The sequence below is a fragment of the Streptomyces sp. NPDC003035 genome, assembly GCF_042888285.1.
Classification (GTDB): Bacteria; Actinomycetota; Actinomycetes; order Streptomycetales; family Streptomycetaceae; genus Streptomyces.
The window spans coordinates 339,013-364,323 of record NZ_JBIAPJ010000003.1 but is presented as its reverse complement, the minus strand read 5'-3'; the positions used below and the strand labels follow the sequence as shown (position 1 = coordinate 364,323).

The 25,311-nt window shown below is 71.3% G+C and carries 17 protein-coding genes; 12 read left to right on the top strand and 5 right to left on the bottom strand.

Annotated elements, in window-relative coordinates; all coding sequences use genetic code 11:
• Positions 1-31: 31 nt before the first annotated feature.
• Positions 32-1,012: a TIGR03557 family F420-dependent LLM class oxidoreductase gene (locus ACFYV5_RS11305; RefSeq protein ID WP_389167118.1), complete on the bottom strand. Its 981-nt coding sequence runs from the start codon at positions 1,010-1,012 to the stop codon at positions 32-34.
• A 519-nt stretch (positions 1,013-1,531) separates the two neighbouring features.
• Between ACFYV5_RS11305 and ACFYV5_RS11300 the strand changes: the two genes are divergently transcribed.
• The 6 genes from ACFYV5_RS11300 (at position 1,532) to ACFYV5_RS11275 (ending at position 6,943) form a co-directional block, all read left to right on the top strand.
• Complete coding sequence (locus ACFYV5_RS11300; protein ID WP_389167116.1) at positions 1,532-1,855, top strand: hypothetical protein; 324 nt, start codon at positions 1,532-1,534, stop codon at positions 1,853-1,855.
• A gap of 45 nt (positions 1,856-1,900) precedes the next feature.
• Positions 1,901-3,589, top strand: coding sequence for a Hint domain-containing protein (locus tag ACFYV5_RS11295; protein ID WP_389167113.1), 1,689 nt, complete (start codon positions 1,901-1,903; stop codon positions 3,587-3,589).
• A 36-nt stretch (positions 3,590-3,625) separates the two neighbouring features.
• Positions 3,626-4,111 carry a hypothetical protein gene (locus ACFYV5_RS11290; protein ID WP_389167110.1) on the top strand — a complete coding sequence of 162 codons (486 nt, stop codon included), beginning with the start codon at positions 3,626-3,628 and terminating at the stop codon, positions 4,109-4,111.
• 131 nt (positions 4,112-4,242) lie between these two features.
• Positions 4,243-4,923 carry a class I SAM-dependent methyltransferase gene (locus ACFYV5_RS11285; protein ID WP_389167108.1) on the top strand — a complete coding sequence of 227 codons (681 nt, stop codon included), beginning with the start codon at positions 4,243-4,245 and terminating at the stop codon, positions 4,921-4,923.
• 19 nt (positions 4,924-4,942) lie between these two features.
• Positions 4,943-5,584, top strand: a complete 642-nt coding sequence (locus tag ACFYV5_RS11280) for a class I SAM-dependent methyltransferase (protein ID WP_389167105.1) — start codon at positions 4,943-4,945, stop codon at positions 5,582-5,584.
• Positions 5,585-5,668: 84 nt separating this feature from the next.
• Positions 5,669-6,943: a TerD family protein gene (locus tag ACFYV5_RS11275; RefSeq protein ID WP_389167835.1), complete on the top strand. Its 1,275-nt coding sequence runs from the start codon at positions 5,669-5,671 to the stop codon at positions 6,941-6,943.
• Positions 6,944-7,026: 83 nt separating this feature from the next.
• Here ACFYV5_RS11275 and ACFYV5_RS11270 read toward each other — a convergent pair whose 3' ends face one another.
• Positions 7,027-8,211 (bottom strand): glycosyltransferase, encoded by a 1,185-nt coding sequence (locus ACFYV5_RS11270; RefSeq protein ID WP_389167103.1) that lies wholly within the window; start codon positions 8,209-8,211, stop codon positions 7,027-7,029.
• 58 nt (positions 8,212-8,269) lie between these two features.
• Here ACFYV5_RS11270 and ACFYV5_RS11265 point away from each other — a divergent pair, with 58 nt between their 5' ends.
• Complete coding sequence (locus ACFYV5_RS11265; protein ID WP_355110493.1) at positions 8,270-9,055, top strand: aspartate/glutamate racemase family protein; 786 nt, start codon at positions 8,270-8,272, stop codon at positions 9,053-9,055.
• A 59-nt stretch (positions 9,056-9,114) separates the two neighbouring features.
• Positions 9,115-9,681 carry a hypothetical protein gene (locus ACFYV5_RS11260; RefSeq protein WP_355110492.1) on the top strand — a complete coding sequence of 189 codons (567 nt, stop codon included), beginning with the start codon at positions 9,115-9,117 and terminating at the stop codon, positions 9,679-9,681.
• A 123-nt stretch (positions 9,682-9,804) separates the two neighbouring features.
• Here ACFYV5_RS11260 and ACFYV5_RS11255 read toward each other — a convergent pair whose 3' ends face one another.
• Complete coding sequence (locus ACFYV5_RS11255) at positions 9,805-10,839, bottom strand: O-antigen ligase family protein (RefSeq protein ID WP_355110491.1); 1,035 nt, start codon at positions 10,837-10,839, stop codon at positions 9,805-9,807.
• 264 nt (positions 10,840-11,103) lie between these two features.
• On the opposite strand from ACFYV5_RS11255, the gene lnt reads away from it, so the two are divergent.
• The 4 genes from lnt to ACFYV5_RS11235 all read left to right on the top strand — a co-directional run bounded on the left by lnt (position 11,104) and on the right by ACFYV5_RS11235 (position 16,223).
• On the top strand, positions 11,104-12,714 hold the full coding sequence (gene lnt / locus ACFYV5_RS11250) for an apolipoprotein N-acyltransferase (protein WP_389167098.1): 1,611 nt from the start codon (positions 11,104-11,106) through the stop codon (positions 12,712-12,714).
• A 53-nt stretch (positions 12,715-12,767) separates the two neighbouring features.
• A complete protein-coding gene (locus ACFYV5_RS11245) occupies positions 12,768-13,250 on the top strand; it encodes an NUDIX domain-containing protein (protein WP_389167095.1) in 483 nt (160 codons plus the stop codon).
• Between the two features lie 55 nt (positions 13,251-13,305).
• Complete coding sequence (locus ACFYV5_RS11240; RefSeq protein WP_389167093.1) at positions 13,306-14,187, top strand: 3-hydroxybutyrate dehydrogenase; 882 nt, start codon at positions 13,306-13,308, stop codon at positions 14,185-14,187.
• Positions 14,188-14,309: 122 nt separating this feature from the next.
• Complete coding sequence (locus tag ACFYV5_RS11235) at positions 14,310-16,223, top strand: helix-turn-helix domain-containing protein (protein WP_389167090.1); 1,914 nt, start codon at positions 14,310-14,312, stop codon at positions 16,221-16,223.
• 174 nt (positions 16,224-16,397) lie between these two features.
• On the opposite strand, the gene ACFYV5_RS11230 is transcribed toward ACFYV5_RS11235, so the two are convergent.
• On the bottom strand, positions 16,398-17,768 hold the full coding sequence (locus ACFYV5_RS11230) for an MFS transporter (protein ID WP_389167087.1): 1,371 nt from the start codon (positions 17,766-17,768) through the stop codon (positions 16,398-16,400).
• Positions 17,769-18,230: 462 nt separating this feature from the next.
• Positions 18,231-25,292 (bottom strand): ricin-type beta-trefoil lectin domain protein, encoded by a 7,062-nt coding sequence (locus ACFYV5_RS11225; RefSeq protein WP_389167085.1) that lies wholly within the window; start codon positions 25,290-25,292, stop codon positions 18,231-18,233.
• Positions 25,293-25,311 lie beyond the last annotated feature (19 nt).

The window sequence follows — 25,311 nt, the reverse complement described above, 5'->3', positions numbered from 1 at the left end:
CGGCCTCGGCCGCGAGGGCGTCAAGGCGGGCTCAGCCCTCCTTGCCCTGCGGCCGCAGTCGTCTCATGGGCTCGTTGAGCTCGCGCTGGAAGAAGTCGATGAAGCCGTCCGGGTCAGGGCCGGCGTTCTGCATGACCAGCCGGTCGAAGCCCGCGTCGACGAAACTCTGCGCCACCTCGGTGTACCGCGCGGGGTCGTTGCCGCAGGCGAACTTCTCGAGAATGTCCTCCTCGCGCACGGTCGTGGTCGCCGCCTCGAAGTTGACCGGGTTGGGCAGCTCGCTCATGACCTTCCACCCGGTGACCGCCCAGCGGGACGTCTCCCGTACGGCTTTCGCCGCAGTCCGCTCGTCGGGCGCCCACGCCATGGGGACCTCGACGTAGCCCGGCCCGTTCCCGCCGGCCTGACGGTAGTGCTGGACGATCTCCGGCTTGTCCTCGGTGGCGAACAGACCGTCGCCCAGTTCGGCGGCGATCCGCGCTGACGGTTCGCCGCTCGCGGCCACCGCGATCAGGGGAAGCTCCTCCGGAAGATCGAAGACCCGGGCGTCCTCCAACCGCAGATGCCTGCCCTCGTACGACTGGTATCCGCCACGCCACAGCAACCGAATGATCTCCAGGGCCTCCCTGAGCATCTCGTGCCGGGTGCGGACCGTGTCAGGGAAGCCGCGGCCGACGACGTGCTCGTTGAGCCGCTCGCCGGAGCCGACCCCCAGGACGAAGCGCCCGTCGGACAGGAGGGCGAGGGTGGCGGCGGCCTGCGCGATGATGGCGGGGTGATAGCGCACGGTCGGGCAGGTGACGCCTGTGGCCAGACCGATCCGTGAGGTCTTGGCCGCGATGCCGCCCAGGACCGTCCAGGCGAACGGCGAATGCCCCTGGTTGTCCAGCCAGGGATGGTAATGGTCGCTGATCTCGACGAAGTCGAACCCCGCCTGTTCCGCGAGGACCGCTTGGCGTACCAGTTCCGCCGGGCCGAAGGCCTCGGCGGCGAGCTTGTATCCGATCTGCATGAGTCGTACCTCTCCTCGTTACGGAGACACCACTTTTGTCCGCGCAGAGGTACCCCGGCCCCTGCGGCCTGTAACGGGGCGTCCCGGCGTGCGCCGGGGGAGGGACGAAGCCCCGTACGAAGCCGGTAGGCGGGGCGAGACTCGCCGTGCCGGCCGTACCGGGCCCCAGGCATGGCGGATACCACCGGTCGCGGTCCCGACCGGAGGCCGTAGCCGAGGTCGTCGTGGTTCGCCGGCTCGACCTCATGCGCCGCGAGGGATGACCCGAACAGGTGACGATCGCGTGAGCGGGCAGCAGCCCCAGGCGGAAACCTCGCCCGACAGGCTCTGCGCTCGCCGGCTGTCAGGTGGCGAAGCGTACGGCTCCCTGCCCCCGCCGCGTACCACCGTCTGTCGGCGCAGCTGACGGGGTCCCAACCCCCGGTCCGGGCGCGGGCAGCGCCCCCTCGCCGTGGGTCGCGTTGACCCCCGCCGCCGCGCAGGTCCCGGGGGAAGCGCACCTGGTTACTGACCACAGGAGTGGGCGGGCTGGTTCTCGCGGTCGTCGCCGGCACGCTGCTGTGGCGGTCCATGGGGTCTGACGAGGGGTCGGAGGACCTGGACGCGAACCGGGCCCCGTTCTACCTCGCGGTGTACAACCTGGCGCGCGAACCCGTGGCGCACTACACCGGCTCCGCTCCTGACGGCACGGCACGGGACCTGACGGTCACCGACGCCGACGAGGGGCACGGCTGGATCACCGCCTCCGGGAGCCGGATACCCGTCCTGATGGTCGGCGGGAAGACGTATGTGAAGCCTCCGCGGGACATGCTGACCAACGTGCCGAACGGGCCCTCGGCATAGGCGCTCCAGGGCAAATGGATCACCGGTCACCCGCTCCTGAGCCGCATGCTTTCGGACGTACCGCGATCTCCCGCGGCCCTCGCGTCGACCCTGTGGACCGGTCTTGACCGGACCAGGGACTTCCCGCGGGCCGACGCGGCCGAGGTGCGGATCGGCGGGGTCGAGGCGCTGTCCGTGGCGACGCCGGACGGGGTGCTGTACGTCTCGGCCGACGCGCCGTACCGGGTGCTGAAACTGGACTCCCAGGGTCCCACCGGAGGCCAGACGTCCGCCGGCGGTGCGACGCGCACGAGCCTGGCCCTCGCGGCCGCGGACACGCCGGGCCGGGCCGCTCCGGCGACGTGGACCGCACAGATCGCACAGGCCGACCGGGCCGTCCGGGCCGGTCTCGGGAACATCGGCGTCACGCCGATGTCTCCTGAGGGCGTCGGCAAGGCGTACGACGACCTCATCGCGCAGACCAGGAGCCTCCGGGGCGCCGTCGACCTCGGAGTCCGCTTCGACTTCAACCAGAGCGGAAACCTGAGCTGCTCGCAGACCTGCACCGTCACCGAGCGGGTCGTCACCTCCACCACGGCCGCTCCCGGCGCGAAGCTCTCCGGGACCGTCAATGCCTCCATGACGGCGCAGGTGACCGTCAACGGACAGTCCGGCGGGGGTTGTACGCGGAGTGCGACCCTCCCCATCAACGGCAGCGGCACGATGAGTTGCGTCGCCACGGGAACCGCGCCGGTCGTCCAAAGGATCAAGGCGCAGAAGCAGCAGGAGGCGCAGGCCCGGGCCCGGGCGACGGGCCGCTCCGTCCGCATCCCGTACACGCTCAACTTCCGGGCTCAGGTCCAGATCACGGCCATGGCGTTCGCCCAGGCCGAGATCGAGCAGAAGGTCGGTGCTCAGCAGGCCGACCGGGGCAGGGCGGTCGAGACCGCGAAGCAGAACGCGGGTCCGAACCCGGACTGCTCCCAGGACAGTTTCGTCGCCGGGACCCCGGTCCTCACGGCCGACGCCGGCTCCGTACCGATCGAGGACATCAGGGTCGGGGACGCGATCGGCAACGCGGCGCCGGGCGGTCGCGACCTCCGGAAGCACACGGTCACCGGGGTCGTGGCCACCGACACCGATCGCGACTTCGTCGAGCTGACCATCTCCGGATCCCGCGGCAGCAGGGGAACGCTCGACCCGACCGCGCACCACCTGTTCTACAACGTCACGACCGCCACCTGGACTCGGGCAGCCGGCCTCCGTCCCGGCGATCGCGTCCAGACGACGGGGGCGGGCGTGGCGACGGTCGAGGCCGTGCGTCCGTACCGTGCCACCGCGCGCACCTACAACCTCAGCGTCGACGGCATCCACACGTACTACGTGCTCGCGGCCGACATTCCGGTCCTGGTGCACAACTGCGCGATGAAGAAGGACGCCAAGACCCTGAAGGGCGTCAAACCGCCCAGGCAGTACGAGGGTCTGGACATCGCGCATGTGCGGCAGAACCACTTCGCCGGCGGGTCGGGAGTGAGGCCGGGCAAGGACTTGTGGCCCTCGAAGATGACCGATGCAAGGCTCGAGGACATCGCCCGGCAGGCGCTGAGGAACAATCCGAAGGTCAACGGATTCGACCCGGAAACCGGGATGGGCCGGGCGGTCGCCATGGTGGAGGGCAAGTTGGTCCAGTTCCAGTTCCCCCGGGGCGGCGGCCCCATCAGGTCGATCTACCCGATCGGCGTCTGGAGTGAGTAAGTGAGTGAGTGAATGAATGAATGTGTGGTGAGTGACGTGGGTGGACAGCCCGGCCAGGTGAGGATCTCCGTGGCGGACCTGGAAGTGCGCCGGGGAACACCGCCGCAGGTCTCGGGCGAGATCTGGTTCACCCTCGGGGAGACGGACTTCCCGGTGGCTCACTGGACCGACTCACCTCTGTCCGTTCTCGGTTCGCTGGGCGAGGCCATCCGGAGCTCCTCGGCGGGGGAGACCGGAGAGGCATACTTCTTCGACGGGCCCTACAACGTGCGGTTGATTCCGGCCCCGGCCGGGACCCAGGGCCATGTCGACGTCATCGGGATCAGCGAACGCGAGGGCTTGATCTCGGGAACGGGGGAAGGCGTCGTCGAAGCCCGCTGCACGGTGCCCTTGGACGAACTGCGGCGGCACTACGTGAGTGTCCTCGCCGAGTGGGAACGGTGGGCGCGGCGGCACGGTCACTCCGACGTGGCCGAGACCCTGTCGAGAATGGCGCGCCCGGGCGGCCCCGCCGTTCCGTAGCCGGGTCGGGTCAGTCCCACTGCTGCTCGGCGAGGGCGAGGGCGAGGGCCGCGCGCTCGGCGTCGCCCACCCTGTTGCCGGACCGGCAACAGGAGTGGCGTGACCGCGACGCGGTGGGCGACGGTGGGTCCGTGACCGACAACATCGCAGCGGGATCGCCCGCGTCCGACACCCCCTCGTCCGCCGACGGATACGTCGGAGATCCCGCCGTACGGGCGGAGTGGGACAGTCGCTATGCCGACCGGCAGCAGCTGTGGAGCGGCCGGCCCAACGGTGCGCTCGTGGCCGAGGTCGCCGGGCTGACCCCCGGGCGGGTGCTCGACGTGGGCTGCGGCGAGGGCGCGGACGCCGTCTGGCTCGCGCGCGGCGGTTGGGACGTGACCGCGCTCGAAGTCTCGGGCGTGGCACTGGAGCGGGCGGCCGGGCACGCACGGGACGCCGACGTCGACGTTCGCTGGGTCCATGCCACGCTGACGGAGGCGGCGCTCCCGCCGGCATCCTTCGACCTGGTCTCCGCGCAGTACCCGGCGCTGCTGCGCACTCCCGACGCCGAGGCCGAGCGTGCGCTGCTCTCGGCCGTCGCGGTCGGCGGTGTGCTGCTGCTCGTCCACCATGCGGGGATGGACACCCAGCATGCGAACGACAGCGGCTTCGACCCGGCTGACTACGTCTGGCCCTCGATGGTCGCGGCTCTCCTCGACGACGACTGGGTGGTGGAGGTGGATGAGCAGCGTCCACGCGTGGCACCCGACGGCGGCGCCGGCGCGCACCATACCGACGACCTGGTACTGCGCGCGCGCCGGCTGCGCTGAGCCCCCGGTCTATCGAGGTATGGCGCGAACGTTTGAGGAACTGGCGGCGGAGGCCGAGTCGGTCTCGGTGGAGGGATGGGACTTCTCCTGGCTGGACGGACGGGCCACCGAGCAGCGCCCGTCCTGGGGCTACCAGCGCATGATGGGTGAGCGGATGGCACGGGCCTCGGCCGCGTTGGACATCCAGACCGGTGGCGGGGAGGTCCTGGCCCGGGTGCCGAAGCTGCCGCGACTGGTGGCGGCGACGGAGTCCTGGCCGCCGAACGTGGCCAAGGCCACCCGGCTGCTGCACCCGCGCGGAGTGGTGGTCGTCGCGGACCAAGACGAGCCGCCCCTCCCTTTCGCCGATGAGGCGTTCGACCTGGTGGTCAGCCGGCACCCGGTGACCGTGTGGTGGGAGGACATCGCCCGGGTGCTCCGCCCGGGCGGCACGTACTTCTCGCAGCAGGTCGGCCCGGCCAGCGTCTTCGAACTGGTCGAGTACTTCCTCGGCCCGCAGCCGGAGGAGGTGCGCCGCAAGCGCCACCCCGACGAAGCCCGCCGGGCGGCCGAGGCGGCGGGGCTGGAGATCGTCGACCTGCGCTCGGAGTCGCTGCGGAGCGAGGGCCCGTTCGTCGCCCACACCACGCGGTTCCTGATCGAGGCACGCTGCCGCCCATGAGGAGTTACCCACGGGTCGCCCCGGGCGTGTCCGCATGTCCCGCACTAGGTTGACGTGAAGAGTCCTGATGCGCCGGTAGCCGTGATGGGGGCGAGCATGTCCATGCTTAAAGGAGCGAACGTTCCGGTGCCGGCGCGCGGTGTGCGCGTGGAACTTGGCTGGCGTTCAGGCGCGGGAGTGCCGGATGTGGACGCCTCGGCGCTCCTCCTTGTGTCAGGGAAGGTGCGCTCCGACGCGGACTTCGTCTTCTTCAACCAGCCGGCGCACGCCTCGGGGGCGGTACGGCACGAGGGCAAGACCCGTCCCGGCGGACCCGACGGCGCCGTGACGGACACCCTGGTGGTGGACCTGGAGCGGGTGGAACCCGCCGTCGAACGGATCGTCCTGGCAGCCTCGGCCGACGGCGGGGACTTCGGCCGGGTGCCCGGTCTCCACGTGCGCGTGACGGACGCGGCCGGCGGGGCGGAGCTCGCGCGCTACGACAGCGCGGACGCGAGCGTCGAGACGGCGTTCGTCCTCGGGGAGCTGTACCGGCGCCAGGGCGCCTGGAAGTTCCGGGCGGTGGGGCAGGGTTACCGCTCCGGCCTGGCGGGTCTGGCCACGGACTTCGGCATCACCGTGGACGCGCCGCAAGGACCGGCGGCGCCCGTGACGGCCCCGGAGGCCCCCGCTCCGGTCGCCGCCCCTCCCGCTCCCCCTACGGCTCCCGCCCCGCAGCCGGTGCGGCTCACGAAAGTCACCCTCACCAAGGACTCCCCGACGGTCTCCCTCGCCAAGCAGGGCGGCACCTCCGGAGCCATGCGGGTGAACCTCAACTGGCAGATGCACAAGCAGTTCACCGGCTGGGCCGCCAAGCTCGGCCGCGCCGTCGCCCAGCACGCCGACCTCGACCTCGACCTGTGCGCCCTGTACGAACTGACCGACGGCAGCAAGGGCGTGGTCCAGTCCCTCGGCAACGCCTTCGGCTCGCTCCACCAGGCCCCGTACATCCACCTGGACGGTGACGACCGCACCGGAGCCCTCGCCTCCGGCGAGAATCTGACCATCAATCTGGACCACAAGGACAAGCTCCGTCGCGTCCTCGTGTTCGTCACCATCTACGAAGGCGCCCGCAGCTTCGCCGATCTGCACGCCACCGTCACCCTCCAGCCGCAGTTCGGCGCCGCCGTCGACTTCTCCCTCGACGACTGCACCGTTCCCTCCACCGTCTGCGCCCTCGCCCTCCTCACCCGGGAGAACGGCGACCTGGTCGTCCGGCGCGAGGCCCGCTATCTCGTACCGCAGGGCGGAGTCAGCCCGCAGCGGACCGTCGACCAGGCGTACGGCTGGGGCATGAACTGGACTCCCGGCCGCAAGTAGCCCCTCAGCGCCCCCAGCCCCTCTGCCCGTCAGCCCGTCAGCCCTTCAGCCCTTCGCCCGACGGGACGGCTCGCACCCGTCGCTCAGCGGTCGGGCGCCGCCTCCGGACGGCTGTAGGTACGCCCCTTCCACGCGGCGCCCCTGCCGCGGTAGTGCTGCACCGCCGAGTCCACCGTCATCAGGAGATAGAGCAGCGCGGTGAAGGGGAGCGTGAGAGCGAGCCAGAGCGGCTGACGGTAGTAGCGGAGCATCGGGAGGTACGTGCCCGCCATCACCGCCCACGCGAGCCCGCCCGCCCAAGCGGCCACTCCGTCGCCGTCGGCCAGCCCGACCAGCAGTGCCACCGGGGGAGCGAGGTAGACGACGGCGAGTCCGGCGACCGTGCCCGCCAGCACGAGCGGGTTGTGCCGGAGCTGGGCGTACGCGCTGCGCGACACCATGCGCCACAGGTCGGCGAGGCGCGGATACGGACGGACACTGTCCACCCGCTCGGCCAGACCCAGCCAGATCCGCCCCCCGGCCCGCCGCACCGCCCGGGCCAGCGAGACGTCGTCGATCACCGCCTGCCGGATCGACTCGGGGACCCGCGCCCGCTCGGCCGTCTCCGTCCGCAGCAGCACACAGCCCCCCGCCGCCGCCGTCGCCAGAGGGCGGCGACGACGGTTGATCCAGCGGAACGGATACAGCTGGGCGAAGAAGTACACGAACGCGGGCACGACCAGCCGCTCCCAGAGACTCGCCACCCGCAGCCGGGCCATCTGCGACACCAGATCCAGGTCGGATCCGACGGCCGCGGCCACGAGACGGCGCAGACTGTCCGGCTCATGGGCGATGTCGGCGTCCGTCAGGAGCAGGAACTCGGGGTCACGCGCGCGTGCCAGGCCGATGCCGTGGCGCAGCGCCCACAGCTTCCCCGTCCAGCCGTGCTCGGGCTCGCCCGGCGAGGCGACGGTCAGCGGCAGCCCCCCGTACCGCGCGGCCAGCTCACCGGCGAGCTTTCCGGTCCCATCCGTACTGCCGTCGTCGACGAGCACGACCTCCGCGTCGCCCGGGTAGTCCTGCGACAGCAGCGACGGCAGGCTCAGCGGAAGCACCTCCGCCTCGTCCCGTGCCGGCACGACGATCGCGACCCTGGGCCAGCTGCCGGGCTCCACGCGCGCGTGCGAGGCCGGCAGGCGTTGATCGGTACGCCAGAAGAACCCCTGACCCAGCAGCAGCCACCCCCAGGCGGCCAGCGAACCCATGGCGATCCAGGCAATGGCGCTCATTCGCCGCAGTCTGCCCCAGATCGGCGGCGACGCAAGGGTGGTCGGCTAGGGTGACCGGGTGAAGATCGCGCTCATGGACTCCGGAATCGGCCTGCTCCCGGCAGCGGTCGCGGTTCGCCGACTGCGGCCCGACGCGGATCTGGTCCTCTCCTCCGACCCCGACGGGATGCCCTGGGGCCCGCGGACACCGGAGGACCTCACCGACCGCGCCCTGACGGTCGCCCGGGCCGCCGCGGCGCTCGGGCCCGACGCGCTGATCGTCGGCTGCAACACCGCCACCGTGCACGCCCTGCCCGCGCTGCGGGCGGCGCTGGAGCCCCGTATCCCGGTGATCGGCACGGTTCCCGCGATCAAGCCCGCCGCCTCGGAGGGCGGAAAGGTCGCCATCTGGGCGACCCCGGCCACCACCGGCAGCCCGTACCAGCGCGGCCTGATCCGCGACTTCGCGGACGGCGCCGAGGTCACCGAGGTGCCCTGCCCCGGACTCGCCGACGCGGTGGAGCAGGCGGACGCGGACGCCGTCGAGCGGGCCGTGGCGGCCGCCGCCGCCCTCACCCCGCGCGATGTACGGGCTCTGGTCCTCGGCTGCACGCACTACGAACTGGTCGCCGAGCAGATCCGCTCGGCGGTGCAGTCGGCCGACCTGCCGCCCGTGGTTTTGCACGGCTCCGCGGGGGCAGTCGCGGCACAGGCGCTCCGTCGGATCGGCGCCGAGCCCGCGCCCACCGCGACTCCGTCCGGAAGCCTGACCGTGCTGCTGAGCGGCCGGACCTCGGACCTGCCGGCCGCCGCCCTGAGCTATGCGGAAGGCCGCTTGCTGGGGGCTGCGGCCCCGGCCCGCTGACGGGCCCCGCCCGGCGCCGAAGGGCGCCGCATGAGCGGAACCTGAGTAGGCTGCCAGACATGAGGGACCATCCCCGACACCCCCGGCCCTTGGACACGGACGCGCCCCTGCCCCAGGTCTGGATCGGGCGCGCCACGAACCGTATGCAGTGGGTGGCGGCGGTCGCCGGTGCCGCCTGTATGGCGCTGGGCATCACCCTCGCGGTCGAGGCGCCGTGGACCTCCGGGATCGCGGCCCTGCTGATGGCGGTGATCGGCTGTGTCGCGGCGGGTCTGCTCGTGCTGTTCGGGACGCTCGCCTTCGTCCATGTCGAGGTCCGCGTCGACGACCGGGCCATGGAGGTGCGCTGCGGCCACATCGGCGTACCGCGCCGGCGCATCCTGCTCGCCCACATCGTCGGCGCCGACTACGTTCCCAAGGTCACCCCTCACGAGTGGGGCGGCTGGGGCTACCGCTGGCGCCCCGAGAAGGGCAAGGGCGTCATCGTCCGCCGCGGTGAGGCCCTGGTCCTGACACTGGACGACGGGCGCACGTTCACGGTCACGGTCGACGACGCCGAGTACGGCGTCCGCGTCATCCGCGACCGGCTGCGCCCCACGACACCGACGGGTCCGACGAGCGTTTAGGTCGTGTCCCGGAGCCGCGCCTTTCGGGCGGAACGGCGACACTGCCGCTCCACGGCGCCGGACGCGTCGACGATTCGGGAGTCGGCGGTCGCCAGTCAGTCATCAGTTATCAGTCCTCAGTCGTCAGTCGTCGGTCGCCGCCGGGGCGGCGCGGGCCGTCGCCAGGCCCGCCAGCAGACCCGCGCCCGCGGTCACCGGGGTGAAGCTCAGCGCGTTGCCGACCGCCGCGAGCGCCGCCAGGGCCGTCAGGGTGGCCCCCGCCGTCAGGACCACCGCGGTCCGCCGGGGCGAGGCCCACAGTCCGCACAGCAGCCAGCCGTAGGCCGCGCCCAACAGCACGACCCCCGGCACCCCCTGCTCCGCCGCCTGCTGCAGCGGGGCCGAATGCGGCTTGCCGTCGGCGTACAGCGTCTCCCGGGCGGTGGGGCTCAGCGCGCCGAAGCGCTCCGGGCCGACCCCGAGCAGTGGGTTCTCCCTGGTCAAGGAGATCGCGTCCTGCCAGAGCAGCACCCGGTGCCGGGTCAGCTGGCCCTCCAGGGAGGTCGTGAGCCCCTCGGGAAGCCGATCCTCCGCCACGGCCCAGGACGCGCCCACGACCAGCCCCGTCGCCAGCGCGAGCCCCGCGAGCCCGAGGAGCCGGCGCCGCATCCGTACCGCCGCCAGGGAACAGAGCAGGACGCCGAGCGCCGCGACGAAACCCACCACGGACCCCAGGACCAGAGCCACGCCCGCCACCGCCAGGGCGAGGACCCGCAGCAGGAGCCGGCCCCGCGGCGAACCGGAGGCCGAGGCCGCGCAGCAGGCCGCCCCCGCGGCCAGCACGAGCAGCGCCGCGGCCGCACCCGTATGACCCGGTGGTACGGAACCGGCGGGGGTGGCGCCCGGGATGCCCGGCCCGGAGGCCAGCGCGAGTCCGAGCGCTGCGAGGGAGGCGGCCGCCGCCGCGGCGACGGGGAGCAGCGTGCCGGAGATCCGGCCGCAGGCATAGCCGGCGGCGAGCGCGAGGACGGCGAGGAGGACTCCCTCCGGGCGGGCGTCCCGTCCGGTGGACGTGACGAGCGCCCACAGCACGCACGCACCGAGGATCAGCACCCCGGCGACATCCGGTCCCCGCCCACGCTCACGCACGGCGGCCCGCTCAGCCGCAGGTGCAGCCATCCCCGTCGTCCCCCCGCTCGGTCTGGCCGACACCGTAACGGGGCGGCGGACGTTTGGGGAGCGAAAGCGCAGGAACGTTGCAGCAGAAGTGAGGGAATGGTGAGGACAGCGTGCCCCTCCCGCCCGGCGCGGGTCGCGGCACGACGCGCGGGCGCGGGCAGGGGCGCGTGAGGGAGCCCGTGACGCGGCGCCTGCCGCGGCTCGCCCGAGGGCCGTGCGGACCGGGCTCCTCCGGGCCCGGGTACGCGCCGTAGACTCCGCAAGGTGAGCACCACGATCACCCCCGTCGACGCCCCAGGCCCCGCCGCCGCCCCCGAGCCCGGTCCGACCGGCCTGTGGCGCCTCGTACGGCCAGGGGTGGCCGTGATGTCGGGGGTGCTGCTCTTCCTGAGCTTCCCGCCTCGCCCACTGTGGTGGCTCGCGCTGCCCGCTTTCGGCCTGCTCGGCTGGACGCTGCGCGGTCGCCGGCCGCGTGCCGGTTTCGGTCTCGGCTACCTCGCCGGCCTCGGCTTCCTGCTGCCCCTGCTGATCTGGACCGGCTCCGAGGTCGGCCGCTTCCCGTGGATCGCGCTCTCCGCCGTGGAGGCGCTGTTCGTCGCCGCCGCCGGTCTCGGGATCGCCGCGGTCTCGCGGCTCCCCGGCTGGCCGGTGTTCGCCGCCGCGGTGTGGATCCTCGCGGAGGCGGCACGCGCGCGTGTCCCCTTCGGCGGCTTCCCCTGGGGCAAGATCGCCTTCGGTCAGGCCGACGGGGTCTTCCTGCCCCTGGCGGCCGTCGGCGGCACCCCGGTGCTCGGCTTCGCCGTCGCACTCTGCGGCTTCGGGCTGTGCGAGGTGGTGCGCCAGGTCCGCGCCCGCCGCGTCCGTCGCGCCACCGGCGTCGTCCCGCGCGCCCCGCTCGCCGCGGCCGCGCTCACCGTTCTCGTCCCGGTCACCGGAGCCCTCGCCGCGCTGCCGCTCGTCGACGACTCCGCCGAGGACGGCACCGCGACCGTCGCCGCCGTCCAGGGCAACGTGCCGCGCCTCGGCCTCGACTTCAACGCGCAGCGCAGGGCCGTCCTCGACAACCATGTCGCCCGCACCAAGGAGCTGGCCGAGGACGTCGAGCAGAAGCGCAAGCCCCAGCCCGACTTCGTCCTGTGGCCGGAGAACTCCTCCGACATCGACCCCTACGCCAACCCCGACGCGGCCGCCGCCATCGACGGAGCGGTGCGGAAGATCGGCGTACCGACGGTGATCGGCGCCGTCGTCGCCCCGGAGACGGGCAAACTGCGCAACACCCTGATCGAGTGGGACCCGAAGCAGGGCCCCGTCGCGACGTACGACAAGCGGCACGTCCAGCCCTTCGGCGAGTACATCCCGATGCGTTCCTTCGTGCGGATCTTCAACAGCAACGTGGACCGCGTCAGTCGCGACTTCGGCCCGGGCGACAAGATCGGTGTCTTCGACCTCGCCGGGACCAAGGTCGGCCTCGCGACCTGCTACGAAGCGGCGTTCGACTGGGCCGTGCGGGACACCGTCACCCACGGCGCCCAGCTGATCTCCGTACCGAGCAACAACGCCACCTTCGGCCGCAGCGAGATGACCTACCAGCAGCTCGCCATGTCGCGGGTGCGGGCGGTCGAACACAGCCGTTCCGTCGTCGTCCCCGTCACCAGCGGAGTCAGCGCGATCATCGAGCCGGACGGCGAGATCGTGGCGCGGTCGCGGATGTTCACCCCGGACGTGCTCGTCGAGGAGGTGCCGCTGCGCTCCTCGCTCACGCCCGCCACGCGGATGGGGACGCTGCCCGAGGCGCTCCTGGCCGGTGTCGCGGTCGCCGGGCTCGGCTGGTCGGGGCTGCGGGCCGTGCGGGCGCGCCGCAGTCGCACGGTCTGAGGGATTTTGTTTGAGCGTGAGGGTTTTTGATCGATCAACGCTAGGGTCGAGGCATGGGTACTCCTGATTTCATCCGCGACCTGCGTGCCAGCGCCGGCCACCAGTTGCTCTTCCTTCCGGGCGTCAGCGCCGTCGTCTTCGACGACCAGGGCCGCGTGCTGCTGGGTCGCCGGGCCGACAACGGGCTGTGGTCGATCATCGGCGGCATCGTCGAGCCGGGTGAGCAGCCCGCCGCCTGCGCCGTCCGCGAGGTGTACGAGGAGACCGCCGTGCGCTGCGAGGCCGAGCGGGTCGTGCTCGTCCAGACCCTGCGCAAGCCGATCGTCTATCCGAACGGCGACCAGTGCCAGTTCATGGACGTCACCTTCTGCTGCCGCGCCATCGGCGGTGAGGCCCGCGTGAACGACGAGGAATCGACGGACGTCGGCTGGTTCGAGGTGGACGACCTGCCGGAGATGAAGAGGTACGCGCACTTCCGGATCGAGCAGGCGCTCGCCGACGAACCCACATGGTTCGACCCCATGCCCCAGAGCTGAAGTATGGGCTCGGCGCACATCGGTCGGTGCTGAGGCGCTTCATAAGGTGCGGAGCATGAGCGCCCCCACCCCCGCACGTCCCGCACCGGCACAGGTCTCGTGCCCCTCGGCACAGGTCCTGGCCCCCTCCGCACAGGGCCCTGCCCCGGCCGCCACTCCGTCGCCCGGTTCCGTCCAGCTCGACCTCGCGGGCCGCACGGCACTCGTCACCGGCGCGGCAGGCGGCATCGGCCGGGCCTGCGCGCTCCGCCTCGCCGCCGCGGGGGCCCGCGTCAGAGCTGTGGACCGGGCGGCCGAGGGTCTTGAGGCGCTCACCGAGGAGGCCGGTGGTCTCGCCGGCGCGGTCGAGCCGCAGCTCCTGGACCTCACCGATCTCGACGCCGCCGAGGCGGCGGCCGTCGGCACCGACATCCTCGTGAACAACGCCGGGCTCCAACTGGTCCGGCCCATCGAGGAGTTCCCGCCGGAGGTCTTCCACACCGTCCTCACCGTGATGCTGGAGGCACCCTTCCGGCTGATCAGGGGTGCCCTGCCGCACATGTACGCGCAGGGCTGGGGCCGGATCGTGAACCTCTCCTCCGTGCACGGTCTGCGCGCATCCCCGTTCAAGTCCGCCTATGTGGCCGCCAAACATGGTCTCGAAGGACTCTCCAAGACCGCCGCGCTCGAAGGAGCCCCGCACGGGGTCACCTCGAACTGCGTCAACCCCGGCTATGTCCGCACGCCTCTGGTCGAGCGCCAGATCGCCGACCAGGCGGCGGCGCACTCCATCCCGGCCGACCGCGTCCTGACCGAGGTCCTCCTGAAGGACTCGGCGCTCAAGCGGCTCATCGAGCCGGAGGAGGTCGCCGAGGCCGTGCTCTACCTCTGCACGCCGCAGGCGTCCTTCATCACCGGAACCTCCCTCGCCCTCGACGGCGGCTGGACCGCGCACTGACCGCGGGCGGATCGCGCACTGAGAGAGGCCGGTCCGCGCACGAACAGTGGCCGGTCCGCGCACCGACGGCGGTTTTCCACAGGGCTGGTGCGATCACCCCTACGGCAGGTATCCCTGTGTCCATGTCCCAAGAACAGGTCTCCTACCTGGAGCTCCTCGCACGAGGAGCCGCCACGGAAGGCTTCGACCGGCCCGTGCTGCTCGCCCGTGCGAGCGGCGCGGGCCCCGAGGAGCTGGCCGAGCTCGAACAGGCCAAGCAGCTCGCCCTGCGGGTGCGGGCCGAGCTGGAGGGCAGGCGGCGCCGCGAGGCCGAGCTCTCCGCCCTCTTCGAGACCGCCCACGACCTCGCGGGACTGCGCGACCTCGACGCCGTGCTCCGCGCCATCGTCCAGCGTGCCCGCTCCCTGCTCGGCACCGAGGTCGCCTATCTCAGCCTCAACGACCCCGCCGCCGGAGACACGTACATGCGGGTCACCGAGGGCTCGGTCTCGGCACGCTTCCAGCAGCTCCGACTCGGCATGGGGGAGGGCCTCGGCGGACTCGTCGCCCAGACCGCCCGCCCGTACGTCACCGACAACTACTTCGACGACGCCCGCTTCCAGCACACCCGCACCATCGACTCCGCCGTCGGCGACGAGGGCCTCGTCGCCATCCTCGGCGTGCCGCTGACCCTGGGCAGCCAGGTGATCGGCGTGCTCTTCGCCGCCGACCGGCGCGCCCGGGTCTTCGAGCGGGAGCAGGTCGCCCTGCTCGGTTCCTTCGCCGCGCACGCCGCCGTCGCCATCGACACCGCCAACCTGCTCGCCGAGACCCGCTCCGCGCTGGCCGAGCTGGAGCGGGCCAACGAGATCATCCGCGAGCACAGCGGCGTCATCGAACGGGCCTCGGAGGTCCATGACCGGCTCACCGAACTCGTGCTGCACGGCGGCGGGGTCCACGACGTCGCCGCGGCCGTCTCCGAAGTCCTCGGCGGAAGAGTCGAGTTCATCGACGCCGCGCGTGACCCCGTCCGCGACCCCGTTCGGGACGCGGGCCGGCTCGCGGACGGGCACGCCCTGCGGGAGGGCGACCGCTGGGTGGCGGCGGTCTCGGCAGGCGGCGAGACCTTCGGAGCCCTCGTCCTGCACGGCCAGCCCGATCTCGACCCCGTCGACCAGCGCACCCTGGAGCGCGCCGCCCTCGTGACCTCCCTGCTGCTGCTCGCCCGCCGCTCGGCGGGCGAGGCCGAACAGCGAGTACGGGGCGAACTGCTGGACGACCTCCTCGACGCCCCCGACCGCGACCGCCGGCTGCTCCGCGAGCGGGCCGCCCGTCTGCGGACCGATGTCGACGCGCCCCACGTCGTGCTCGCCGCACGCATCGACCGTGCCGGGTCCGGTGCGGAGTCCGACAGCGGGGTACGGGAGAGCGCGGACCGCCAGCGACTGTGGTCGGCCGCCTCGCACCTCGCCGCCACCCGGCACGGACTGGCCTCGGCGCGCGACGGCGGAACGGTGCTCCTGCTGCCGCTGGGCCCGGGGGAGAACGCGGCCGAACTGGCCCGGCAGACGGCCAAGCACCTCGGCGGCGCGTTGCGCGAGCCCGTCACCGTGGGAGCCTCCGCCCTCGTCGACTCGCCCCTCGCCACGCCCGGTCGGGTCGCCACCGCCTACGAGGAGGCCCGGCGCTGCATGGACGCGCTGCGCCTGTTGCACCGCTCGGGCGAGGGCGCCGCCGCTGAGGACCTGGGCTTCCTGGGCCTCCTGCTCGCCGACACGCGGGACATCGAGGGCTTCGTCGACCGCACGATCGGCCAGGTCGTCGCGTACGACCAGCGACGCGGCACGGATCTCGTCCGCACGATGGACGCCTATTTCGCGAGCGGGATGAGCCCCGCCCGTACGAAGGACGATCTGCACGTCCATGTGAATACCGTCGCCCAGCGCATCGACCGGATCGGCCGCCTCCTGGGCCCGGACTGGCAGTCACCCGCCCGGGCTCTCGAGATCCAGCTGGCCCTGCGCCTGCACGCGATGTCGTCCGCCGTCACCCGCTGAACGGCGGACCGCTCGCCATTCTCGGCGCGGGCGGAACCAGCCTCGCCGCGAGCTTCACCGTCGGCATGGGCGTCCTGCAGCACCTCAAGTCGGGCAGCCAGCCACCGACATCAGCGAGTGGCCCCCTCAGCCGGTTCGGCTGAGGGGGCCACTCGGTCCCCGTGAACGGCGCGGTCAGGCGTCGGCGCGGACCGGGGCCGCGTCGTGCGGGGCGTCCTCGGCGACCTCGGACAGGTCGCGGTTGCGGGTCTCGCGGGCGCAGGCGATGGCGACGATCGTGAGGAGCGCGGCGGCGATCACGTACAGGGAGATCGGCGTCGAGGAACCGTAGTCGGCGAGCAGCGCGGTCGCGATCAGCGGGGCGGGGGCGCCGGCGGCGACCGAGGAGAACTGCGCGCCGATGGAGGCACCCGAGTAGCGCATCCGGGTCGCGAACATCTCGGAGAAGAACGCGGCCTGCGGTGCGTACATCGCGCCGTGAAGGATGAGGCCGACGGTCACGGCGAGCAGCAGGGAACCGAAGGTGCCCGAGTCGATCAGCATGAAGAACGGGAACATCCACGCGCCGACGCCGACCGCGCCGATCAGGTAGACGGGGCGGCGGCCGATCCGGTCCGACAGCGCGCCCCAGGCCGGGATGACGGCGAAGTGGACGGCGGAGGCGATGAGGACGGCGTTCAGCGCGGTCTGCTTGGACAACCCGACCTGGGTCGTCGCGTAGACGAGGATGAACGCGGTGATCACGTAGTAGGAGATGTTCTCCGCCATGCGGGCACCCATCGCGATCAGCACATCGCGCCAATGGTGCTTGAGCACGGCGATCAGCGGCATCTTCTCGACCTGCCCGGCGGCGGCCTTGCGCTCCTCGGCGGCGGCCAGCGCGGCCTTGAAGACGGGCGACTCGTCGACCGAGAGCCGGATCCACAGACCCACGATCACCAGCACACCGGAGAGCAGGAACGGTATGCGCCAACCCCATGACAGGAACGCGGAGTCGGAGAGGAGCGCGGTCAGCGCGGAGAGCACACCGGTCGCGAGCAGCTGCCCGGCGGGCGCGCCCGTCTGCGGCCAAGAGGCCCAGAACCCGCGCCGCTTGGCATCCCCGTGCTCGGAGACGAGCAGCACGGCCCCGCCCCACTCCCCGCCGAGCGCGAAGCCCTGCACCAGGCGCAACGCGGTGAGCAGCAGGGGAGCGGCGGACCCGACGGTCGCGTGGGTGGGCAGCAACCCGATCGCGAAGGTCGCGCCACCCATCAACAGAAGGCTCAGGACCAGCAGCTTCTTGCGCCCGAGTCGGTCACCGTAATGCCCGAAGACGAGCGCGCCCAGCGGCCGGGCGGCGAACCCGACCGCGTAGGTCAGGAAGGACAGCAGCGTCCCGACCAGAGGGTCGGACTCGGGAAAGAACAGCTTGTTGAAGACGAGCGCGGCGGCGGAGCCGTAGAGGAAAAAGTCGTACCACTCGATGGTGGTGCCGATGAGGCTGGCGGCGACGATGCGCTTGAGGCTGGAGGGGGCTGGCGGAGCGGTCGCGGGGGTGGACATCGGCACCACTTCCTGGCGTGTGACGGGGACGTTTGCGTGTCGCCATACCGTAGGAACGCGCAGGTCAGGGGCGTATGTGGCGGGACACCATAGTTCTGGGGTCGGGTGTGCGCGGGGCCACCATGCGAGGCTTATCGCGCTGGTTCGCGGGCCATTTTGAAGGGCGATGGAGGGGTGCCCGAGTTGCACTGTTCAGCACGTTTTGGAGGCGTTCGGGGTCCAGGAGCGGTGGCTTGTCGATCGCCTCGGTGACATAACCGACGGCGACCGCGGCGGCGGTCTCGTTTGGCTGCCCCTCACTGGTGTATCGGGGCCGTGAGGTGGATGACGCGGGGGCTGCGGCTGAGGGAGTCGGGGTGGGTGGTGGACAGGGCGGCGCCCAGTAGCCGGGCGGGGGAAGCCCCCGGCCTCAGATGCGGCCGGGGGCTTCCCCCGTTCAGGTTTGAATCCGTTCTGTCCGGCTCAGTGCTTCCTCGCCTTGTCCATGTACTTCGCGAAGTGGGGATTCATAAGCTCCAGAGCGGGGTCACGGGGCATGATCCTCGGGTCGAAGCGGTCGATGAGATCATCGCCGATGATCAGCCTCTGGAGGTTGAACGTCTGGTCCCTCCATTCCTCCCTGGCCATCCCCATTGCCACTCCCAGGCGCGGGATGGCCTTGGCTCCGGTCGTCATGGCGTCCTGCCTCAGGTACAGGTCCTCACCCTTCTGCTCGACCGTGAAGGTGATAGTCGAACCGCGGTCGTCGAAGTATCCCTCTTCGATCACCTCGAAGGTGAAGCTGGTGTCCGCGGTCGTCACCAGGACCACACCAGGGCCTCCGAGTAGGGTTGGGCTGATGCCGTGGGCACTGGCCCCGGGGTACAGGGTGCAGACATCCCCGCCGACGAATTCGTCGCAACCCTTCACCGGGAACGGGAAGACCTCCCCGGGGTTTGCCTTGAACGCCGCCATGACGGACTCCGGCGAACCCAGGATCGATGCCTGTCCCAGGTAGTTCTTGTACGAGTAGGAGTACGAGAATTTGTAGTTGCTGACCGGCTTGGGGTTGCTTTCGCGGCCCTTCGGCGTCCTGTTGTACGTGCCCTTCTTCCGCGCCTGCTGCGTCATGGCGTCCGCCGCCGCGCGGCAGGAGTCGCGGTTGCAGTTGTCGGAGTAGTCGCCGACCACTCCGTCGGTGTCGCCCTCGACACCGGCGCAGATGCCGTCGCGACCTCCGCCCGGCGAGCCGTGCAGGCACATGCGGCCGTCGGGGTCGGTGTTGCCGACCGGGTCGTTGTTCGCGTAGGCGTAGCCGTTCCACTGCTGCGGGTCCATCGGTGACAACAGCGGGTCGGGGCTGATGAAGCGGCCCGTCGTCGGCTGGTACAGGCGGACGCCGAGGCTGGTGAGCCCGGTCGTGTCGTCCTTCTGGCCGCCGACGAATCCCTTGTTCCCGGTCCAGGCCGTGGGCGCGGTGCCCCGGACGTTGCCGAAGGCGTCGGTACGGCTGCGGGTGGGTGCCAACGTCGACAGGTCGATGCTCAGGTTGTTCGTGCCGTGGTGGTCGGCGATCTGGACGGCGAACGCCCCGGCCGCGGTTCCCGCACCGGTGCGCACGATGGTCATGCCGCCGGGGATGGGGTAGTAGCGGGTGCCGGTGCGGGCCTGGGTGGCCGTGTTCACCGTCAGCTCGTCATTGCCGAGCGTCAACGTGGCCGTCGCGGGGTTGCGGCGGATCAGCAGCTTGCCGTCCGCGTCGTACAGGTACGTCGTGGTGCTGTTGGGGATGGTCCACTTCTGCCCGGCGGGCACCGTGGCGCCGCAGTCACCCAGCACCAGGTTCGTGCTGTCGGTGTTGACGTCACCCGGCACTGTGAGGCAGCGGCCGGAGGCGGGGTTGTGGAGAGCGCTGTCGGCGCGGGCGATCCAGGTCTGGTCGGCGCCGCCGTCGCAGTCCTGGAACGTGATCGGCGATCCGGCCGCGGTGCCCATGGACTCGACGCACCGGTTGCCGCTGGAGAGCGTGCTGTTCGCGGTGGAGTACCTCTGTCCCGCGCCTGTGTTGCACGTGTAGATCTGCAGCGGGCTGCCGACCCCGGTCGAACCGCCCTCCGCATCGAGGCACTTGCCGCCGATGCCCTTGATCTGGGCGGCCAGGGTCAGCGAGGCCAGCTTGCCCTCACTGTTCCACGTCAGGCTGCTCGTGCCGGCCCTGCCGGCCCGGTAGGAGGTGGTGGCGCCGTTCTCGTCGTACTGGAACTTGTCGTTGTTGGTGCTCGTACCCGTCTTCGTCGTGGAGAGCAGGAGCCCGTGCGGACCACCCGTGCCGCCGCCGGTGGCGGGAGCGGAGGTCGGGGCGTTCTGCTGCCCGGCGAGACCGAACGTCTGGGTGGTCGTGGCGTCCTTGGTCGTGTCTCCCGCCGGGTCGTGGCGCACCATCTTGGTGCGGTTGCCCGTCAGGTCGTAGGCGTACTCCTGCCAGTAGGGAGCCGGTCCGCCGACGGTGGTCTTCGCCGGGGCGACGGCGCCGCTGGTCGGCGTGGTGTTCGTGCACGTGCCCTGGTCGGCGGTCTGGTGCGTGAGCGGATCGGGCCTCTTGATGCCGCCGGTGTCCGTCCACGCCGTCGTCAGCCGGCCGAGGTGGTCGTAGGCGAAGCACTGACGGTCGGTCTGCGCGGGGGTGTTGTCCGCGATGTTGGTGAGCGAGGTGATTCGGCCGGTCTGGTCGTAGGTGTAGCCGGTCTGCTGCACCGCGCCCGTCGTGGAGGTCTGCTTGTCGATGAACTGGTCCCGGAGCCGCCCGGTGGCCTGGTCGTACACCGTGGTGGAGACGACCTGGGAGGCCCACGGGTTGACGGTGGACCGGATCACGCGACCGAAGGCGTCGTACTCGGTCTGCGTGTCGTAGGTTGTGGCACCGGCGTACTTGTACATCTGGCCGTAGTCGTTGTACGAGTAGGAGATGTCGTCCAGCGGCAGACCGGCGAGCGCCGGCAGGACCGTGCCCTTGGGGTTGCCGGTGAGTGGGTCATAGGTGGTGCTGACGCTGTACGTGAAGGTGCCGGAGGTCAGCCCTGCGTCCGTACCGGGCATGGTTATCGTCGTGCCCGTGATCCGGGCCCCGTCGTCGTAGCCGGTCACGGCGCTTGTGTATGCCTTGCCGGCGGTGCCGCCGACGTAGCGCGTGGAGGTGGCGGGCTTGCCGTTTCCGCCGGCGGCCGTGTCGAACGTCCAGCCGGCCAACTGCTTGGCGGCGCTCACGGTGCCGTCGTACACGCCGGTCTTCCGCCCGAGAAGGTCGTACGTGTAGACGAGCGTCTGGTTCTTGGCGTTGGTGATGGTGGAGAGACGCGAAGCACCGTCGTACGTCTGCGTGGTCGTGCCCGTGTCCGGGTCACTTGCGCTGACCTGGCGGCCCCGCTGGTCATAGGTGTACGACCAGACGTTGCCGACCGCGTCCTTGCGGGTCAGGGGCTGGCCGTCGAGGGTCGAGGTGAGGCGGGTGACGGCCGCGTCCGAGGCCTGCCCGGTGGGAGCGGGCGTGGAGTATTGCCACAACTCGGTGGTGTGGCCCAGGGCGTTCGTGAACACCGATGTCGGCGCGCTGCCCTTCGGCGGCAGGACATCGGTGCGGTCAGCACCCGGATAGCCGGTCGTCGTACGGTGCTGCTCCGTGCCCAGCGACCACGTCGAGACGACGGTCGCCCTGTCGAGGCCGTCGTAGCTGGTACGCGTCTGCGAGGGGATGGAGCTGTCCACGGCGGTGACGAGGACGTCCTTCGGCCCCGAAGCGTCGTTGTACCAGGCCGCGTTGGTCGTCATCGTCCGGTGGTGCGAGTCGAAGCGGGTGTCCGTCACCAGGCGACCGGTGTAGGTCGGGTTCGCCGGGTTGGACTGCTGCTGGCGGACGTGACCGAAGCCGTCCATCAGCTGGATCGATGTGGTTCGGACCGGCGTGGTGCCGTCCACGGTCAGCTTGCCGGTCGTGATCGTGGAGGGTGCGCCCGCCTGGTTGGAGACCCGGTAGCCGAACACCACGTTCGCGCTCGGGTTGGCCTCCGAGGTGCGCCCCGGCGCCCACACCGCGGTGAGCCGGCCCAGCGCGTCGTAGGTGCTGGTCGTCGTCTTCTGGTTGGGGTCGGTCACCTTCAGGGCCAGTCCCCGACGGGTGTCGTAGGTGGTGACCGTGTCCCAGGTGCCCGCAGGCTGGCCGGGGACAGGCGTGGAGACGGTCACCGTGCCGGGCAGTTCGCCGGCGGCGGCCGCGGTGTAGAGGGTGCTGGTGGTGGCGCCGTTCGGGTGCTGCGCGTCCTTGCTGTTCGGGTCGGTCGTGGAGGTGGTGCGGCCGTAGCCGTCGTACGTGCTGGTGGAAGCGGTGACGAAGACCGGGGTGCCGTCGGCGGTGTACCGGTCCAGGATCTCGCTCTTGGTCGCGTCGGCCGTGGCGCCCGCCTGGCCGAACGGGAGCCCGTCGTAGAACGTACGGGCCCGGGAGACCGTATTCGTGGCGGTGGCGTCCGCGGTACAGGCGTCGGCGCCCGAGACCTTCAGCACTTCGGACACCAGACCGGTGCGCTGGGCGTCCGGTCCGGTCGCGTAGGTGGTGCGGGTGCACTCGTCCGGGACACCGTCCGCCTGCTCCAGAGAGGTCACCGTCCGGTTGTTCCGCGCGGGGTCGGTGACCTGACTGCTGGTGCTCGTCCGCCAGCTACCGTCGGCCAGCTTCACCCGGGTCGTGGCGGTGAGCTTGGTTCCGGTGTATCGGGCGACCAGGGCGGGCAGGCCGGTGCGCGTGCGGGTGGCGGTGACGACCTCGTCGCTGGAAGCGTGCACGGTCTGGGTGACGGCGGCGCCGCCCGCCTGGTCGAAGGCCTCGGTCTGCAGCACCTGGCCGTTGAGCCAGTCCACGTCCGTGACGTCCCGGCCCAGTGCGTCCGTCAGGTGCGCGGAGCGGGCGGTGCCGTCCTTGCGGATGTCACCGTCCATGCCCTGGCGGTAGGTGGTGACGGTCTGCGACTTGGGGCCGTCGTTGCCCGAACCGACCGTGGTCGTCACCTTCGCGAAGCCTCTGAAGTCACCCCAGGTGCGCGCCTTGGTCTCGGTCAGCTCGCTGTCGTCACGGTGCCAGGCGGGGGAGCTGTACGTATACGCGGTGATCTTCTGCGGGGTGTCGGTGGCGATGTCGTTCTCGGTCAGGGACTTGACCGTGTAGCGGTGGAACCAGTCGAGCACCGGGTCGGAGTCGGCGACCGAACCAGGCGGGGACCAGCGCACGGGGTAGCAGGCCCGCTTGTTGTCGTCCTCGGCGGCCGGCATCACGTTGTTGATCCGCGAACAGTCGGCGAGGTTGTAGTCGACGTTCAGGACGCCGCCGGTCTCGTTGCGGATCTGCTGGATCCGCGCACGGTTCATGATCGGTGGCGCGGGAACCAGATTCGTGCCGTCCACCCGGTTCGGCAGCATGACGGGCGTGAACGATACCGCCGGAAGGTCCAGGTTCGGCGTGCCGGCCCTTCCGGTGCGCTGGATGGAGTCCAGCCACAGGGCGCGCTGGCTGCCCGCGTCCTTCGGGTCGGGGAAGGAGTGGGCCAGCCGATAGTGGTCCACGTCCTTCCACACGTTTCCGAGGCGTATCTGGGTGGTGATCTCCGTCAGGCGCTTGGTGGAGAAGTACGTGGCGGCGTAATAGACGCACGTGCCGGTGCTCTTGCACTCGTTGTCCACGGGAACGTCGGGCCAGTTGGCCTTGTTGGCGACGGTCCGGTTGGCGGGCTCGCAGGCCGTGCCGGCCGCGACGCAGCGCTCGACGACGGTGAAGTTGACCTTGGCGGCGGGCTGGAGCGTGCCCTTGGCCGCGACCTGGTCGGAGAGCTTCTGCCCGTAGGCGATGCTTGCCAGGGTGGTGGCCCGGGTGTACTGGGTCATCGTGCCGGTGCCGTTGTTCTGGCCGGCGCCACGCTTGTACCAGTTGGTCTCCGGAGCCCACGAGTACGTGGTGAGGTTCCCGTGCGCGTCGACCACGTGGTCGAGGTAGAGGCGCTGCCACATCTGGCACCAGGACCCGGCACCCTTGGCGGCGTCGTAACACGGCTGGCCGCTCTTGGGCGTGTACACCGGCACCGAGGACACGGCGTTCGTGGCCCGGTCGGTCTTGTCACCACCGGGCAGGTGGTTGACGCCGAAGTAGTACGTGGTGCCCGAGGAGTCGGTGACCTTCGCGTACGAGCCGTCCCGGACGCCGTTGGCGGCACCGGAGCCGAACTCGATCTTCGTACCGTCGTCGTCCTTCAGACGCCACACCCCCGTAGCGGCGTCTGTGGTGGCCGTCGCCGAACCGGCCTTGTCGTCACGTACCAGGGCGCCGGAGCGCGAGCCCAGCGACAACGATGCGTTGAACCCCGCCCAACAGGCGTCGCCCGAGTCGGGGATGCCCGCCTTGTCGCACGGCTTGTAGACGCGCTCGATGAAGCCCGGGTTGAATTCCCAGCCGTCGCCGATCCAGGAGGCTTGGGCGTTCGTGACGGAGGTCTTGCCGTCCACCGAGGAGGAGTTGTAGCCCAGCGAGACCTCGGGGACGGGGCCACCCAGCGCCGGAGGAAGCTGGATGGGATGGTTGTACGTGAGTGCGCCGGAGCTGCTGCCCGAGGCCCAACTCTGCGAGGAGTTGAGCGGGGTGGCCTCGTACGTTCCGCCAGGGCCGGAGGATTCCGTCTCGGCGGCCAGCAGCATCGGGGCGCCGGCGGAGGCGACCAGGAGGCGGCTTGACTTCGACGGGGCCGTGCCCGCGGCGGGGGCAGGAGCCGGGGCAGCCGCCGTCGGAAGCGCCACGTCGGCGATCAGGCGCCCGGTCGTCTTGTCGTAGCGCGTGGTCAGCGGGGTGCGCACCTGGCAGGACGGCACCTTCGGTGTCGTCAGCGCGCACGCGGGCAGCGTCACCAGGCGGCCGCGAGAGGCGAACTCGCCTCCGGTGGCGGCCTGCAGGCCGGCGAGGTCCAGGCCGACCTGGACGCGGGAAGCCGTGGGGGAGTCGCCGGACGCCTGTGCGGCGAGGTTGAGCAGGACCCCGTTGACCCCGACGGCGCGGGCGGAACGGTCGTCCGTGCGTACCACCGTGACCTTGCCGTCGAAGCCCCGCGATGCTGCCCCTGCCTTGGCGGTGACGCCCTTCGGGGACACCCACACCGGCAGGCGGCCGGCCTGGACCGGAGCCGTGCCGACGGCGCCCGTCAGGTCGGCGCTGCCGGCGACCGGAGCGGCGAACGGGATCCTGGGCTGCGCCGCGGAAGGCGTGGGCACCGGGTAACGGGGCTTGACCGTCTGGGTCTTGCCGGCATCGGTCGCCTTCACCGGCTTGGTGCCGGGGAGCGGGCGGTGCGGCGGCTTCCAGATCTTCGAGAAGTCCGCTTCGGCAGCCTCGGTTCCGACCTGCGCCGCTTGCACCGACGGTGCGCCGAGCAGTGAGGCCGCGAGCGCCACGATGACCGGACCGGCCACCCGTGAGCGGAACGTGCACGTTCTTCGGCGCACGCCGTGGACTGACATGAGGATGTCCTCCATCGTT

Coding starts and splice junctions, on each gene's coding strand:
- ACFYV5_RS11225 (WP_389167085.1), bottom strand. CDS start 25,292: ATGTCAGTCCACGGCGTGCGCCGAAGAACGTGCACGTTCCGCTCACGG.
- ACFYV5_RS11295 (WP_389167113.1), top strand. CDS start 1,901: ATGCTTTCGGACGTACCGCGATCTCCCGCGGCCCTCGCGTCGACCCTG.
- ACFYV5_RS11240 (WP_389167093.1), top strand. CDS start 13,306: ATGAGCGCCCCCACCCCCGCACGTCCCGCACCGGCACAGGTCTCGTGC.
- ACFYV5_RS11230 (WP_389167087.1), bottom strand. CDS start 17,768: ATGTCCACCCCCGCGACCGCTCCGCCAGCCCCCTCCAGCCTCAAGCGC.
- ACFYV5_RS11260 (WP_355110492.1), top strand. CDS start 9,115: ATGAGGGACCATCCCCGACACCCCCGGCCCTTGGACACGGACGCGCCC.
- ACFYV5_RS11235 (WP_389167090.1), top strand. CDS start 14,310: ATGTCCCAAGAACAGGTCTCCTACCTGGAGCTCCTCGCACGAGGAGCC.
- ACFYV5_RS11275 (WP_389167835.1), top strand. CDS start 5,669: ATGGGGGCGAGCATGTCCATGCTTAAAGGAGCGAACGTTCCGGTGCCG.
- ACFYV5_RS11305 (WP_389167118.1), bottom strand. CDS start 1,012: ATGCAGATCGGATACAAGCTCGCCGCCGAGGCCTTCGGCCCGGCGGAA.
- ACFYV5_RS11245 (WP_389167095.1), top strand. CDS start 12,768: ATGGGTACTCCTGATTTCATCCGCGACCTGCGTGCCAGCGCCGGCCAC.
- ACFYV5_RS11280 (WP_389167105.1), top strand. CDS start 4,943: ATGGCGCGAACGTTTGAGGAACTGGCGGCGGAGGCCGAGTCGGTCTCG.
- ACFYV5_RS11270 (WP_389167103.1), bottom strand. CDS start 8,211: ATGAGCGCCATTGCCTGGATCGCCATGGGTTCGCTGGCCGCCTGGGGG.
- ACFYV5_RS11255 (WP_355110491.1), bottom strand. CDS start 10,839: ATGGCTGCACCTGCGGCTGAGCGGGCCGCCGTGCGTGAGCGTGGGCGG.